The following is a 14,263-nucleotide window of genomic DNA, read 5'->3' on the forward strand; positions in this document are numbered from 1 at the left end:
GGGGTTGATAGGCCAGATCTGGAAGCACCGTAATGTGCGAAGGTGACTGGTACTAATACACCAACAACAAAACAAAAACACCGTGCACAAACAAACAACACAAACAATTGCACACTGTTCGCGTCCACTATGCAGTATCTGACACACCACACACATGCCACAGATACAGATAACTAAACAACCGACCACACCACACACACAAGTGTGGTGGTCACCATGACACAGCCCTATTGGGTGTGTCGGTGGTTGATAGCGGTGGGGAAACGCCCGGTCCCATTCCGAACCCGGAAGCTAAGCCCACCCGCGCTGATGGTACTGCACCCGGGAGGGTGTGGGAGAGTAAGTTACCGCCGACCAACAACAACAAAAACAACTCAATACACAAGCACCCTGGACACCCACCGTGCCCAGGGTGCTTTTCGCACGCCCAAAGACGCCATAACGCCGCATACGGGATGAACCCCTCCCAACGCAATCACGCCGCTCAATTTCGCCGCATCTTCCCTGGTGACGTACGATGCAAGGGCTTGATAGTTTGCCTGCTGGGAGGTTTCCGTGGACGTTCTACCCTCGATTCTGCTGTTCTTCATGGGCATCATGGCGGGCATTATCAACTCCGCTGTGGGTTCGGGTTCGCTGCTCACGCTCCCGGTGCTTCTCGCCATGGGCGTGCCACCCGGTGTGGCGGTACGCACCAACACGATCGGCCTAATGTTCGCGTCTTTTGGTTCAGCGTGGGGCTTCCGCCACGAGACGAAGCGTGAGATGCCGTGGCTGCGTCCACTGATCATCATGACCATTATTGGTGCGGCGTCGGGCTCGTTGCTGTTATTGTTCACACCGACCCGTGCGCTCGACTTCGTTATTCCGATCCTCATCGTTGTGGCATTGCTGTTGGTGGTGTTCCAGCAGCGGATCGTCGACACGCTTGCGCGTGTGGGCAAGGATTCGGAGACCCGTAATGCCGAGGTGCAGGCGGAAAGCGACGAGCCTGTGGGGGAGGCGTACAAGAAGCCTGGCCTCGTCGGAGCGATGGGTCTAGCATCCGTCTACGGCGGGTTCTTCACCGCGGCTCAGGGCATCATCTACTTGGCTGTCATGGGCGTGGGCACTGGTAGGTCGTTCAAGGACGTCAACCCGGTGAAGAATTTCCTGTCCATGATCGTCAACACCGTCGCGGCACTGGTGTACCTCATCGCCTACCTCTTCTTTGGAGCTGAGGTTCTATGGCTCGGTGTTCTCATCCTCGCGGCCGGCGGTGTCATTGGCGGACTGGTCGGCGCCCGCATTGCTAAGCGGGTCTCCAACCGCTTCCTCAAGGGTGTCATCGTTGTTGTCGCGGTCATTGCGCTCATTCGCCAGTTCATCTAGAAGCGTGAGCAGATAGCAATGCGAAAAGCCGGGCTTATGCCCGGCTTTTCTTGTCTCACGCGGCTGGGTGATCAGCCACCTGCGAGCATTTACTCCTTAGTGATGCCGTAGGAGTTGTACAGCTTGACCTCGCGGTCCTCACCGTTGTGCAGGTCACCCTCGACCTGGTAGAAGTCGATCTTGAATTCCTTCTCGGTGACGGTGTAGACGGCGAAGCTCTGGATCGTCGACTGGCGGTAGTTGTCGTGCTTGTGGTCGAACTTCGGAGTCTTCTCCGGCTGCTCAGCGACATCGAAGAGATCGTTCCAGGTGTCGACGTCCTCCTCGGTCATCCAGTCGAGCTTCTCGCGGACCTTGTGAACGTGGTCAGCGCCCTTCTGGTAGATCGCGTCGTAGGTCTTGGTGCCCGAGGTGTTCGGGATGACGTAGGTGACACCGTCCGGGTTGACGTGGTGCTCAACGCCGTCGATCTCACGCTTTTCGGTGTCCTCGACTTCGCCGTAGGAGAAGTTGTCCGGGCTATACGTCAGGGACTTCGTGCGGGTCAGGTTGTGGTCGTGGCCCTGGAGAACCAGGTCGACGTCAAGCTCGTCAGCCATCTGGACGAACTCCTCACGGGTGACCTGGACGTCCTCGTCCTGCAGGGAGTGGTAGGACGCGGAGTAGACCGGCTTGTGGTAGGCCAGGATGATCCAGTTCGCACCGTTCTCGCGGGCCTTACGGATGTCCTCCTTCGCCCACTCCATCTGCTCGCGGCCGACTGCACCCTCGTCCGGGTTGTCGTCAGACTCCTTGTTGTCGTTGGTGTTCATCACCACGAAGTGTGCGCCGGAGTAGTCGAAGGAGTAGTAGGAGCCGCCATCGATCTTGTCATTGCTGACGGGCACGTTGGTGTGCTCGTTGAAGGCGGTCTCGTGAACGCCCTCTTCCCAACGCAGGTTGTACTCATCGTGGTTACCCGGCGTGTAGGCGTGCGGCAGCTTAATGTTGGCGTCGTGGGAAGCGTTGAGGTTATCGACCCACTCATCCTCGACGGCCGCGGTCTCAACGAAGTCACCGGTGTGGAGCGCGAAGTTGGCGTCCGGAGCGACCTCCATGGCCTTCTCCAAGGTGTTGGCGCCGTACGCCGCCTCGTTGTTCACATGCTCGTTCCAGTAGGCGTTCTGAGTGTCGGTGTAGTGGATGAATTGGAAGCTCTCCTCATCCGGGTTCGAGGTGGTGAACGTACCGGTCTCGGAGTACCCCTCAGACTCGGAACCGACCTGGAAGTAGTAGGTCTTGTTGGGCTCAAGGCCGGTGGCGGTCGCCTTGTTGGAGTGCTCCTTGACGTCGACAAGCGAAAGGTGCGCAAGCTTCGAACCGTCAGCAGTCCACTTCGTGTTTTCGCGGTCGATCTGCTCGTCGGTGAAGTAGCCCTCGACCTCCTCGGGGTTACCTTCATCGTCAACGAGCATGTCGCCCTCGTCGTCGAAGGTCACGGCGGAGTAGATGTAGTAGCCGTCCTTATCGCGCTCGGCGTAACGGTTGGTCACCTCGGTGGTCTCAGCGGGGAACTCCTTGGCGTCGGACATGTCCTCCTGCTCGGAGACGAGCAGCATGGAGTCATCGAGGTCATCCTTGGTGTACCAGTTGAAGCCCATCTCAGTGGAGGTGTCCTCCATGAGGTTCATGGCAATACGGTCAGGCTCATTATCAACCTCGACGTCTGCAACCTCGGGCTTGTCGTCCTGGAGTTCAATCAGGTCAAGACCGTTCTTTTCACCGTAGACCGGGTCAACTTCCTCGACATCGGTTTCGGTGGCGGTAGCGGTTTCTTCAGCTACGTTCTCGCCGTTCTCATTCTCCGCGGTGCACGCGGTGATGAACAGTGCGGAACCGGAAACGATCGCAATGGTTTTGAATTACTTGGATTTGGTGAACACGTGAAAACCTTCGGCATGTTGTTGTCAGAGTGGTCACTATCCACTGTGGGCATGCCGCCCTAACCCGAGGTTTCCCGAGCCTAAATTCAAAATGAACAATCTTGCAGGACTTTAGAGCTTTCCTGAAAGACGGGGTAGCGCTATCGCGGGGAAGTCAGAGAGTAAGCAGGTTATATGGGGTTTCCTTGGCCTCGTCGTAACGTTTCCGCGCCTTTTCCAGCTTCTGCCACTGTTCTTGTGGGATTGCTTCGCGCGCCTTATCCACGACCTCCGCATCCGGTGTCGCCCACGCGATCGGCATCGGCGTGACCTCTTGAAAGTGCTCCGTATCGCGGGAAGTGCGCCGCCCGCCGACAGCCACGGCCGGCAGTTTCATGCCCTTTTTGGGGGTATCCATCCCGGGGATCGAAGTCACGGTCCGCAGCGCAGCCGCGTACGTCGGCGGCCGGTTCTCGTCGACGTTGACATTCACGAGCGCCATAATGACACTATCGCGGGGGTTGACCTCCACTATGACCGCCGGTACGAGCGGATAGCGGTCATACAGGTCCTGGGCCGAGCCGACAGAACGGGGAACCAGAAAGGCCACAATGAGCATCATCACCCCGAACAGCACCAAGCCCACCCCGCCCACCCACCGCCACGGCGAAGCCGGATCCACCAAGAACCAGACGAGCAGGCCCGCGATAAGACAGATGACAAACAGTGAAACACCGGAGATGACTGCCTTGCGGGTGTCCCGGAGCATTTCGTTGTGCTGCTTGGCAAAGGCCTCGTCGACGTCGAAGTGGAAGTGCATTCTTCAAGGATAAACGGTCGCGCGATGTGTGCTGGTCAGAGGTCGGCGGCGTCGACAAGCCGGTAGGCGTAGCCCTGTTCCGCGAGGAATCGCTGGCGGCGCGCGGCGTACTCGGCATCGAGAGTGTCGCGCGCGACGATGGTGTAGAACAGCGCCTCTTTGCCGTCTTCTTTCGGCCGGAGCAGCCGCCCCAGCCGCTGCGCCTCTTCTTGGCGCGATCCGAAGGTGCCGGAGACTTGAATGCCCACGGCTGCTTCCGGCAAATCGATGGAGAAGTTCGCCACCTTCGAGACCACCAGCGTGCGCAGCTCGCCACTCCGGAACGCGTCGAAGAAGGATTCGCGTTGGGTGGTCGATGTTTTGCCGTCGATAAGCGGTGCGCCTGTGCGTGCGGCGATCTCTTCGAGCTGTTCGATGAACGCCCCAATAATGAGGATCTGCTCGCCATCGTGTTGCGCAAGAAGCTTATCGACGACACCCAGCTTCCCCTCACTACACGCCGCCACCCGGTACCTTTCGCGGGTCTCGGCGGTGGCGTACACCATCTTTTCCTCGGAGCTGAGTGCCGTGCGGACCTCGACGCATTCGGCGGTGGCAATGTAGCCGGCCATCTCGAGCTCTTTCCACGGGGCGTCGTACCGCTTCGGGCCGATGAGGGAGAACACGTCGTCCTCGCGGCCGTCCTCACGCACGAGCGTGGCGGTCAGGCCGAGCCTGCGGCGCGACTGGAGATCCGCCGCCATGCGGAAGACAGGGGCGGGGAGGAGGTGGACCTCGTCGTAGATGATCAGGCCCCAGTCGCGAGAGTCGAACAGCTCCAAAGCCTTGTACTCGCCCTGTGTTTTGCGTGTGACCACCTGGTATGTGGCAATGGTGACAGGGCGGATCTCCTTGCGCTCGCCGGAATACTCGCCGATCTCCTCTGGCGTGAGCGTGGTGCGGCGCAACAGTTCATCGCGCCACTGCCGTCCAGCGACCGTGTTGGTGACTAGGATTAACGTGGTTGTCTGCGCCTGCGCCATAGAAGCGGCACCGACGATCGTTTTGCCCGCTCCGCACGGTAGGACCACGACGCCGGAGCCGCCCTCCCAGAACGATTCCGTGGCGTACTGCTGGTAGTCGCGCAGCTCCCAGCCGTCGTGGTTGAGCTCGATTGGGTGGGATTCGCCGTCGACGTAGCCGGCGCGGTCGTCCACAGGCCAGCCGAGCTTGGTCAACTCCTGCTTGATCCGGCCGCGTTCGGAGGGGTGAACGGGAGCCGTCGTAGCGTCGATCGGAGCGCCCAGCATGGGTTTGATCTTCTTATTGCGCTGGATCTCGGTGAGGATCGTTTCCTCATCGGCTTCGAGGATGAGGCCGTGGGCCGGATGCTTGATCAAGCGGATGCGGCCGTAACGGGCCATGGTCTCGGCGACGTCGATAAGCAATGCCTGCGGAACCGGGAAGCGAGAGAAGCGCTCGAGGACGTCCACGGCCTGTTCTGCGTCGAACCCAGCGGCGCGGGCGTTCCACAGCGCCAACGGCGTAATGCGGTAAGTGTGCACGTGCTCCGGTGCGCGCTCCAGCTCCGCGTACGGCGCAATCGCCGCACGCGCCTGCGCAGCTTCCGGATGCGCGACGTCGAGGAGGACAGTCTTGTCGGACTGAACGATGAGCGGGCCGTCACCTAAAGGCATACGGGACATTATGCCTGCCTGGTACTAGCGTAGTGCTGGCAGGGTTAGGGGTCCCCGGCGGTAGACACGGAGCGGATACCTAAAATTGGTACTATTGGTGCATGGCTAAGAACACGTCCGTAACCCTTGGGCCGCACTATGAGGAATTCATCGCTCAGATGGTGGCAAGTGGACGCTATGCAACGTCCAGTGAAGTGATCCGCGCTGGCCTCCGCATGATTGAGGACTACGAGCAGCGGCTAGAGGTCCTGCGTCGTGAGATCCAGAAGGGGGAGGAGTCTGGTCTCGCAGAGGACTTTGATTTCAATAAGTTCATAGAAAAAATGAAGCGTGGCAATGACATACCGGCTTAAGGAAGAAGCCGTTGAGGACCTGCGGGGAATCTGGTCCTATTCCGAAACTCAATGGGGGCCAGCACAGGCGGAGCGCTATTTGCGAACCTTGGAAAGGCAATTTGCCTGGATTGCCGATCAACCGACTTCGGGGAAGCTAGTGCCGGGGATTTCTGGGTACCGTCAACGGGCCGCAGGCAGTCACATGATCATCTATCGTCTCGATGATCGAGGCGTGATTGTGATTCGCGTGCTCCATCAAAAAATGGACCCGTCCCGGCACCTCTAAGGCGCACGGAACAGATCCAGATAGGAAGCTAGCCCCGCAGTGCCTCCGACCACTTGGTGGTTTGGCCGTTGTTGAGGATGGTGCGGCGGTAAATGCGCGCGGCGATCCAGACGACGACCACGGTCGCTACGGCAGCCAGGGCGAGGGAGCCCGTGAGCTGAAGTGCGGTGAAGTCGCCGGCCGCGTACGACAGTGGTGCGGCGAAGATGGATACCGGCGGGATCCAGCTGGCCACCTGCATCCAGGTGGCGTCTGTGGCCATCCAGCCGAATGCCGGAATGTAGGCGCTGACAATGATCAGCAGCAGGACGGGCATCTGTGTGGACTGGAGGTCTTCAGTGCGCTGGACCATCGCGCCGGCAGCGGCGTAGAGGCCGGCGAAGAAGAGCATGGCCAGCAGGTAGGAGACGAGCATGATGGGCAGGATGGACCATTCGATGCTGATATCTTCCAGCAGACCTGTGAACTGCAGCGCGGCGAAACCACCGCCGAGCAAGATCGCGGTGGAGATGAAGCCGAAGACGAGGTTGCCCAGGATCTTCCCGGCCAGGAAGTCCAGCGGACGGACGGCAGCGAGGACGAGCTCGACGACGCGGGAGGACTTCTCCTCCGTCACGCGGCTGCCCACCTGCGCGGCGAAGGTGATCACCATGAACACGATGAGCATGAGCAAGATGAATGCGGTGAGCAGGCGTGCGAAGTCCTGTTCGGAAGCAGCATCGTCTTTGCCTTCGTCGATATTGGCAATGTTTACTGCTTCGACGTTGATCTCTGGGGAGGCGGACTGGAAGTCGGTGGGTGAAATGCCCAGCTGTTCCAGCGCGGCGGCTTGTGAATAGGACTCGGCGAGGGCATCCACGGTGGTCATCACGGAAGTGTCGGGAAGACCGTCGGAGATGACCTGCCAAGTGTCGTTTTCAGCGACGAGCGCGGCATCGACATCACCGTCACGCACGAGGTTCTCGGCTTCCGCGCGGTCGGCAACATCGCGGGCCTCAAGGCCGGACCCCTCGAGCGTCTGCTTATCGACGTTGACTACCGCCACCGGCGTGGCTTTGTCCTCTGGGTCCTTATCCTTCTGCCAGGACGCGAAACCGACGGCTGCGAGAATGGCCACGAGCATGATGACCAGGGTGATGATCACGGATTTCTTGCTGAACAGAATCTGGATCTCGCGCTTAGCGGTGGTGAGGACGGTGTGGAGCGGGGAATAGGTGCTCGTGGTCATTACTTCACAACCTCCTTGAACAGGTCGGTCAGGTCGGGGACGACACGGGTGAATTCATGGACATCGCCGGCGGCAAGGGCAGCGTGCAGGATGCGCTGGTCGTCGCCGGTGGAAGAGGTCTCGAGGATGACGTGGTTCGCGGCGTCGTCGATAAGCGTCGTGCCCTCCGGGAACCATCCGCGGGCCGTGGTGCCGACCTTGTAGCGGATCGGGCCGTGGGTGCGCAGCTCGTCGACTGTGCCTTCGGCGACCATGCGGCCGCGGGTGACGATGCCGACGCGGTCGCACAGGCGCTGGACGAGGTCGAGCTGGTGGGATGAGAAAACGACGGGGACACCATTGCGGGCGCGGTCGGTGAGCATGGTGCTCATGACGTCCACAGCGACGGGGTCGAGGCCGGAGAACGGCTCGTCGAGGATGAGGATGTCCGGGTCGTGGATCAAGCTTGCGGCGAGCTGGACGCGCTGCTGGTTGCCCAGCGAGAGATCGTCAAGCTTGTCGTTCACACGCTCGCCCAGGCCGAGCTCGCCTAGCAGGTCCTCGCCGCGCTTTTTCGCGGCGGCTCGGTCGACACCGTGGAGCTGAGCCAAAAAGACCAGCTGGTCGAGGACTTTCTCCTTGCCGTACAGGCCGCGCTCTTCGGGCATGTAGCCAATGCGGCGCCGCGTGGCGTCGTCAAGCGGGGTGCCGTCGAGGAGGACTTCACCGGAATCGGCCTCGAGCACGCCGAGCGCGATGCGCATTGTGGTGGACTTGCCGGCACCGTTGGAGCCGACGAAACCGTAAATCTCGCCGTCACCGACACCGAAAGTCATGCCGTCGAGCGCGGTGACGTCGCCATAGCTTTTGTGCAAGTCCTTTATCTCTAACGTGGTCATTATTCCTCCACTGGCTGGTCTTCAGGGTGATCGCGGTTGATGGTGGCAGCGAAACCGATCATCGGCAGGGTGGCCACGAACAGGTAGGTGAACACCATGTACAGGCCGGCCGTTTCGTAAGCGGCACTATTAGCAGAGTCAGCGATGAAGTTCGCATACAGGAGAAACCCAGCCCCGCCCACGAAAGTGAGCGCGGAATACGCCTTGAACGCGCGTTGACGCCATGTAGCGAAGATGTCGCGCTCGTATTCATCGAGCTGCGAATCTGGTAACCGGTCCTTGCTGTCGTTAGCCCCGCGGATATAGGTCCACGCGGCCATGGAGAGGAGCATGGCAACGATGTACGACAGCGAGAACGGCCACGAATCCAGTTCTGCGATCAGTGAGATGCCGAACAGTAGCGCCGCAACGATCAGGCCAGCGAAGTAAACCGCGATGAGAGCACGCGTCGCTTTCTGGTTGCGTACTCTTTTCGAGCCGGGAAGTGATGCTCGGTTCTGTCTTGATATGGAAGTCATCGCTGGTATAGCTCCTTCGACATAGGGGCGAATTCATTGCGCGAAAAAACCGCTTCGACCGGGAGCTCAAAGACCTCACAGATTCGGAATGCGAGGTCGAGGCTGGGGGAGTGGTCGCCGCGCTCCAAAGCGCCGATGGTCTGCGGGTTCACGTCGATGAGTTCCGCGAGTTGGTTGCGCGACATGTCGCGCTCAGTCCTCAGTACGCGAACCCGATTGAAAATCGGACTCTTCGGTTCTTTTCGTGCTGCCACACAATCAAGTGTTGTATAAACCCAACAATCTGTCAACGAATTGGAGGAAAAAAGTTTGGTGAACCCGATGGGGATAGCATGAAACTATGACTGCAACAATCACATCCCCTGCTGCGCATCTGGCCCGCGAATTAGGCTCCGATCAGACGATTTCCACCCGCCAGATCGATCGGATCAAGTACGCGCACGATGCATCGCACTTCCTGTACACCCCGCAGGTGGTCGCGGAAGCGCGCAACGCGAACGATGTCGCCGCGGCCTTCCGGGCATCGGCATCGTCCGGCACGCCAGTCGTGCTGCGTGCGGGCGGTACCTCGCTGTCCGGGCAGGCTGGGGGCGGGGGCATGCTTGTCGACGTCCGCAAGCACTTCCGCGGCGTCGAGGTCCTCGATGCCGGTAAACGTGTGCGCGTCCAACCCGGCTCGACGGTGCGGCAGGTCAACGCGCACCTCGCGCCCTACGGCCGGAAACTCGGTCCCGATCCTGCTTCCGAAGGTGCGGCCACGCTCGGCGGCGTGATTTCCAATAACTCCTCCGGTATGGCGTGCGGCACGCAGTACAACACCTACAACACGCTCGAATCCTTGACGTTCGTGCTGCCGTCCGGCACCGTCATCGACACCGCGCATGCGGATGCGGAGGCGCAGTTTGCACGGGAGGAACCGGAGCTCGCGGAAAAGCTCGAGCAATTGAAGCGTCGCGTTCGCGGCAATGCTGAATCCGTGAAGAAGATCGAGCAGCACTTCGCGCTGAAGAACACGATGGGCTACTCGCTCAACGCGTTCCTGGACTACGAGTCTCCGCTGGAGATCTTCACGCACCTGCTGGTCGCCTCGGAGGGCACCCTGGCGTTCATCGCTGAGGCGGTGCTGCGCACGGTCGAGGTGCCCAAGCTGAAAACCACCACGATCGCGGTGTACCCGACGATCGATGCGGCGACGCGCTCGTTGCCCGCGCTGTTCGATTCCAAGGCCGCGACGCTCGAGCTGATGGATTCGCGCTCCATCGCGGTCGGCCGCGGATTTGACTCGGTGCCGGAGCAGATCACCGGCTTCGAGCTGGACCAGCACGCCGCGCTGCTCATCGAGTACCACGCGAACGAGGAAGAGCAGCTGCGCGAGTACGAGCGCGCCGGCACGAAGCTCTTGGGCGAGCTGGATCTGGCCACGCCTGCGGAATTCTCCACCGACCCGAAACAAGCTGCGAAGGCGTGGGCTTTCCGCAAGGGCCTCTACGCCCAGGTCGCGGAGGCGCGCCCGTCCGGCACGACGGCGCTGCTGGAGGACATTGCCGTGCCGGTCGAGGATCTGGCCGACACCTGCGGCGGGCTGCAGGGGCTGTTTGACGAATACTCCTACGACGACGCTGTCATCTTTGGCCATGCCAAGGACGGCAATATCCACTTCCTCATCACCGACCGGTTCGAGGGCGATGAGAACTTGGGCCGCTACGACGGGTTCAACGAGGCGATGGTGGATCTCGTGCTCGGCGCGGGAGGAAACCTCAAGGCTGAGCACGGCACCGGCCGCGTTATGGCACCGTACGTGCGCCGCCAGTACGGCGACGAACTCTACGAGGTCATGGTGGAGCTCAAGCGCGCCGTCGACCCGCGCGGGGTGATGAACCCGGGGGTGATCATCACCGATGATGACCGCGAGCACATGAAGAACTTCAAGCTCAACCCACAGGTCGAAGACGAAATCGACTCGTGCGTGGAGTGCGGCTACTGCGAGCCGGTCTGCCCGTCGCGCGATCTCACCATGACGCCGCGCCAGCGCATCGTGGTCCGCCGCGCCCGCGCCAAGGCGATTCAGGAAGGCGATACTGAGCTGGTCAAGCACATTGACGCCGAGTACCAGTACGAGGGCATCGATACCTGCGCCGTCGACTCGATGTGCGTGACCGCCTGCCCGGTGGGCATCGACACCGGAAAATTCATTAAGTCGCTACGCCGCGGCCAGGCCGGTGCCGTCGAATCCGCCGGCTGGGCCGCCGCTGCGAAGGCATGGGGCCCGGGTAATAAGCTCGCGTCCACCGCGCTTACCGGCGCGTACTACCTGCCGTCTTCCCTCGTGGAGAAGATCACTGGCGTTGCCCGCGCACTCGTGGGTGAGGACACCGTGCCGTCGTACCGTCCGGAGCTGACAAAGGGGGGCGCATCCCGCGCCAAGGCGTTCGGCACGCACATCGGGGACCCGAACGCCGAACCCGTAGGCGTGTTCGTCCCCGCCTGCGTGAACTCCATGTTCGGCCCGCAAGGCGAGGGCATCGGTGCCTCCGCCGCATTCGCCAAACTGGTCGAGCGCGCCGGGCTGTCGCTCGTCGTGCCGGAAGGCATCGACGGCATGTGCTGCGGCACTCCGTGGGCGTCGAAAGGCATGGCCGCCGGACACGACATCATGCAGAGCCGCGTCAACGATGAGCTCATCGCCGCCACCGATGGCGGCCGCCTACCTGTCATCGTCGACGCCACCAGTTGCACACACGGCTTCCAGGACATGGCGGAGACCATCGGCATCACTGTGATCGATGCCGTCGCATTCGTGGGCGACAAGGTGGTGGACAAGCTCGACGTCACTGACAAGATCGATTCGATCACGCTGCACCCAACATGTTCGGCGGCGCACCTTTCGCTTATCGACGACCTCTCCCAGGTCGCCGCTGCCGCCGCCGAGACGGTCAACGTGCCGCCGGAGTGGAACTGCTGCGGCTACGCCGGCGACCGCGGCATGCTCCACCCGGAGTTGACCCAGGCTGCCACGAAGCGTGAGGCGGAGGAAGTCGCCGGATTCGACTCCCAATGCCACGCGTCCTCCAACCGCACCTGCGAGCTGGGCCTGACTGCCGCCACAGGCAAGGACTACGAGCACGTGCTGGAGGTGCTCGAGCGGGTGAGCCGCTAGGCCATCACGACCTTGGTGATGCGCGGCAACGCGATGCGCACCACCCTGTCAGTGGCGGCAACGTGCACGTCGACCTGCCCGGCAGACACGGACAGCGGTAGGACAGTAAGTGTCTGCCCTCGGCCGTTCTTGTCCACGTAGCCGAGCGTGACCTTGCGCTTGCCGCGCGCCGCCGCGCGGAGCACCTCGATGGTGTCGCCGGCGGGCGCTGGCGCGGGCACTGCACTGGTGCCCTTGGAACGCAGGCGCGCAATGATCTGCTCAGCCTGCTCGTCGGTGACGGTGGCCGGGCGCGGTAGGCGCGACGGGGTGGCCGGAACGAGCGCCGGCTCCGGCGCCATGTTCAGCTGTGCTCCGGTTTCGTCCTCCGCGGTGGGCTGGAGACCGGCCTTGCGCAGGGCGTGCATGAGCTTCGGCAGCGGAAGCTGCGAGACCGCGACGGTGGGCGCGAGCGGGCGGATGATTCCACTGAGCTTCACTGATGCCGTCGTGATCAGTGCAGGGTCCGCGCTGCGGAGATAGCTCATTGCGGCTCCCGCGCGGATGGAGCCGTGGGTCCGAGCGGTGTCGTCGATGAGGAATGTGATGCCCTGGGGGACCTCGCCCATGACATGGTCGTTCAGCCAGGAATGAATCTCGTCGGCGGTCAGCCCACTGTCCAGGCCGCGGCGGACGGATGCGTCGGTGATGCGCCAGACGCTGGCTACGCCAGGCGACTCGAGCTGCGCGATGTTCTCCAGGAATGCAACCATCTCCAGTTCCAGCGGGCCGGGGGCGAGCACCGTCATGTCCGCCTGTGCGATAAGCATGTCCACCGGGGCCGGTACGAGCGCGCGGGGGGCGGCGGCGATGTCCGCGTTTTCTAAGAGTGCTTTCAACGGTGTCGATGCGGCAGGCGTTGCATCCAAGGCGCCGACGAAACGGGCTTCTTCGACGGTGGTGTCGATGAATGACGGCGGAAACTGGGAGGCTGCCAGGGGAGCAAAGTAGAAGAGTCGCTGAGGATCGCCGTGGTGGTGCAGGATGGTCAGGCGTGCGCCGCGGGCGTCGGGGGAGTGCATCTCCGGCGAGAGGAGCTTTTCTTCCTTGTCCGTCCGCCACGGGGAAGCAGCCCATCCGGTGAGCAGGATCGCCCACTGGTCGGGCAGTGTGGCGTCCAGCCACGTCAGAGCGTCCTTCGTAGCAGCGAGTACATCGGTGTCGTCCACATTTCCGCGGCCGATCAGACCGGCAGATTCACCGATGGTGATCAATAACGCTGGGTCGAAGCCGAGTTCTTTGCCTACGTTCGTTCGGACGCGCACGCCGACGGAGCCGTCTTTGTTCAGTGGGACGGGCTCAGCGAGTAGTAGCGTGATCAACTGGCGCAATTGGCGCACGGCGTCGAGCCCCTGCGTCGCGGCGGCGGTGTCGACGCTGTCCTGGTCGATGCCCGGGGCAGACGGTTCCGTCATGGGGAAGGTCCGTGGCGGGTGGCCGCGCAGCACATCGCGGACAGGTCGGGGGAGCCGGACGGTGCTTGAATCGACGCGAACGAGGAGGCCCTTGGCGATGAGAGTGCCGATCGGCGTCGTCGGATCCGCGTCTGGGGCGGCGGCCTTGGTGGTTCCCACGCCGCCGTTGGTGGCGAGCCTTTCCAGCACCTTGCGCTCTGGTCCGGAGATTTCCGCCATCAGGTCGTCGAAGTCGTCCGGCACAAGATCGGTCACGCGCCAGCCGGCGGGCACTGCGCTCAACACCCCCGGTGCAATGCGGAGCTCATCGTCCTTACCGAAGACCAGCGCATGCGCGCGGAGATTATCGAGTGCTCCTTCTCCCGCCTCAGCAGTGGCATCGTACGGGTCGAATTCTGCCCCGGCATCGGCGAGGCGTTCCAGGAGTGCCAGGTCGGGGGCGGTCAAGCGTCGTAAAGCTCGTGCAATCGACCCTGGAAGCGCAAGGCGAGTTGCCAGCGAAGCGATCTGCGGTGGCGCGGGGAAGAACGCGTCCGGGCGGGCGGAGATGAGCCGGCGTAGCGCGCCGTCGTCGAGTTCGGTGAGCGAACGGGTGAAGGAAGTCATTGCGGGGGTGATTTTACGTGCGTTTTCCCTTCC

At 62.0% G+C, this 14,263-nt stretch carries 12 protein-coding genes and 1 rRNA gene; 5 read left to right on the forward strand and 8 right to left on the reverse strand.

The genetic code is table 11. From position 1 onward, the window contains the following. The first annotated feature begins 238 nt into the window (after nt 1-238). Together rrf and KBX07_RS09705 are read left to right on the forward strand one after the other, a co-directional pair. A 5S ribosomal RNA gene (gene rrf / locus KBX07_RS09700) occupies nt 239-356 on the forward strand. Between the two features lie 199 nt (nt 357-555). Next, nucleotides 556-1,371: a sulfite exporter TauE/SafE family protein gene (locus tag KBX07_RS09705; protein WP_255995788.1), complete on the forward strand. Its 816-nt coding sequence runs from the start codon at nt 556-558 to the stop codon at nt 1,369-1,371. A gap of 89 nt (nt 1,372-1,460) precedes the next feature. Here KBX07_RS09705 and KBX07_RS09710 read toward each other — a convergent pair whose 3' ends face one another. The 3 genes from KBX07_RS09710 to KBX07_RS09720 form a co-directional block, all read right to left on the reverse strand. Further along, nucleotides 1,461-3,041: a metallophosphoesterase gene (locus KBX07_RS09710; RefSeq protein ID WP_370687286.1), complete on the reverse strand. Its 1,581-nt coding sequence runs from the start codon at nt 3,039-3,041 to the stop codon at nt 1,461-1,463. Between the two features lie 406 nt (nt 3,042-3,447). Then, on the reverse strand, nt 3,448-4,092 hold the full coding sequence (locus tag KBX07_RS09715; protein ID WP_256023972.1) for a DUF3239 domain-containing protein: 645 nt from the start codon (nt 4,090-4,092) through the stop codon (nt 3,448-3,450). Between the two features lie 35 nt (nt 4,093-4,127). Next, nucleotides 4,128-5,768: a DNA repair helicase XPB gene (locus KBX07_RS09720; RefSeq protein ID WP_256023974.1), complete on the reverse strand. Its 1,641-nt coding sequence runs from the start codon at nt 5,766-5,768 to the stop codon at nt 4,128-4,130. A gap of 101 nt (nt 5,769-5,869) precedes the next feature. Between KBX07_RS09720 and KBX07_RS09725 the strand changes: the two genes are divergently transcribed. Continuing rightward, nucleotides 5,870-6,121, forward strand: coding sequence for a type II toxin-antitoxin system ParD family antitoxin (locus KBX07_RS09725; protein ID WP_005291485.1), 252 nt, complete (start codon nt 5,870-5,872; stop codon nt 6,119-6,121). After that, nucleotides 6,105-6,389 carry a type II toxin-antitoxin system RelE/ParE family toxin gene (locus tag KBX07_RS09730; RefSeq protein WP_255995794.1) on the forward strand — a complete coding sequence of 95 codons (285 nt, stop codon included), beginning with the start codon at nt 6,105-6,107 and terminating at the stop codon, nt 6,387-6,389. Before KBX07_RS09725 ends, KBX07_RS09730 begins: the two co-directional genes overlap by 17 nt. 28 nt (nt 6,390-6,417) lie before the next feature. On the opposite strand, the gene KBX07_RS09735 is transcribed toward KBX07_RS09730, so the two are convergent. From KBX07_RS09735 to KBX07_RS09750, 4 genes are read right to left on the reverse strand one after another with little or no spacing between them, the layout of a single operon-like run. Further along, on the reverse strand, nt 6,418-7,617 hold the full coding sequence (locus KBX07_RS09735) for an ABC transporter permease (protein WP_256023976.1): 1,200 nt from the start codon (nt 7,615-7,617) through the stop codon (nt 6,418-6,420). Next, nucleotides 7,617-8,495 carry an ABC transporter ATP-binding protein gene (locus KBX07_RS09740; protein ID WP_255995781.1) on the reverse strand — a complete coding sequence of 293 codons (879 nt, stop codon included), beginning with the start codon at nt 8,493-8,495 and terminating at the stop codon, nt 7,617-7,619. The genes KBX07_RS09735 and KBX07_RS09740 overlap by 1 nt, the downstream gene beginning before the upstream one ends. Continuing rightward, a complete protein-coding gene (locus KBX07_RS09745; protein WP_255995780.1) occupies nt 8,495-9,013 on the reverse strand; it encodes a hypothetical protein in 519 nt (172 codons plus the stop codon). Before KBX07_RS09745 ends, KBX07_RS09740 begins: the two co-directional genes overlap by 1 nt. Next, nucleotides 9,010-9,267: a helix-turn-helix transcriptional regulator gene (locus KBX07_RS09750; RefSeq protein ID WP_255995779.1), complete on the reverse strand. Its 258-nt coding sequence runs from the start codon at nt 9,265-9,267 to the stop codon at nt 9,010-9,012. Before KBX07_RS09750 ends, KBX07_RS09745 begins: the two co-directional genes overlap by 4 nt. A gap of 86 nt (nt 9,268-9,353) precedes the next feature. On the opposite strand from KBX07_RS09750, the gene KBX07_RS09755 reads away from it, so the two are divergent. Then, nucleotides 9,354-12,170: an FAD-binding and (Fe-S)-binding domain-containing protein gene (locus KBX07_RS09755; protein WP_256023977.1), complete on the forward strand. Its 2,817-nt coding sequence runs from the start codon at nt 9,354-9,356 to the stop codon at nt 12,168-12,170. Here KBX07_RS09755 and KBX07_RS09760 read toward each other — a convergent pair. After that, nucleotides 12,167-14,230, reverse strand: a complete 2,064-nt coding sequence (locus KBX07_RS09760; protein ID WP_256023979.1) for a helicase-associated domain-containing protein — start codon at nt 14,228-14,230, stop codon at nt 12,167-12,169. The genes KBX07_RS09755 and KBX07_RS09760 overlap by 4 nt on opposite strands. Nucleotides 14,231-14,263: the final 33 nt, after the last annotated feature.

It is taken from the genome of Corynebacterium sp. CCUG 70398 (assembly GCF_024454055.1).
Taxonomy (GTDB): Bacteria; Actinomycetota; Actinomycetes; order Mycobacteriales; family Mycobacteriaceae; genus Corynebacterium; species Corynebacterium genitalium.

What these genes read in the sequence shown, in the direction of transcription:
- KBX07_RS09710 (WP_370687286.1), bottom strand. Translation starts at nt 3,041, where the DNA reads ATGAACCTCATGGAGGACACCTCCACTGAGATGGGCTTCAACTGGTAC.
- KBX07_RS09715 (WP_256023972.1), bottom strand. Translation starts at nt 4,092, where the DNA reads ATGCACTTCCACTTCGACGTCGACGAGGCCTTTGCCAAGCAGCACAAC.
- KBX07_RS09720 (WP_256023974.1), bottom strand. Translation starts at nt 5,768, where the DNA reads ATGCCTTTAGGTGACGGCCCGCTCATCGTTCAGTCCGACAAGACTGTC.
- KBX07_RS09725 (WP_005291485.1), top strand. Translation starts at nt 5,870, where the DNA reads ATGGCTAAGAACACGTCCGTAACCCTTGGGCCGCACTATGAGGAATTC.
- KBX07_RS09730 (WP_255995794.1), top strand. Translation starts at nt 6,105, where the DNA reads ATGACATACCGGCTTAAGGAAGAAGCCGTTGAGGACCTGCGGGGAATC.
- KBX07_RS09735 (WP_256023976.1), bottom strand. Translation starts at nt 7,617, where the DNA reads ATGACCACGAGCACCTATTCCCCGCTCCACACCGTCCTCACCACCGCT.
- KBX07_RS09740 (WP_255995781.1), bottom strand. Translation starts at nt 8,495, where the DNA reads ATGACCACGTTAGAGATAAAGGACTTGCACAAAAGCTATGGCGACGTC.
- KBX07_RS09745 (WP_255995780.1), bottom strand. Translation starts at nt 9,013, where the DNA reads ATGACTTCCATATCAAGACAGAACCGAGCATCACTTCCCGGCTCGAAA.
- KBX07_RS09755 (WP_256023977.1), top strand. Translation starts at nt 9,354, where the DNA reads ATGACTGCAACAATCACATCCCCTGCTGCGCATCTGGCCCGCGAATTA.
- KBX07_RS09760 (WP_256023979.1), bottom strand. Translation starts at nt 14,230, where the DNA reads ATGACTTCCTTCACCCGTTCGCTCACCGAACTCGACGACGGCGCGCTA.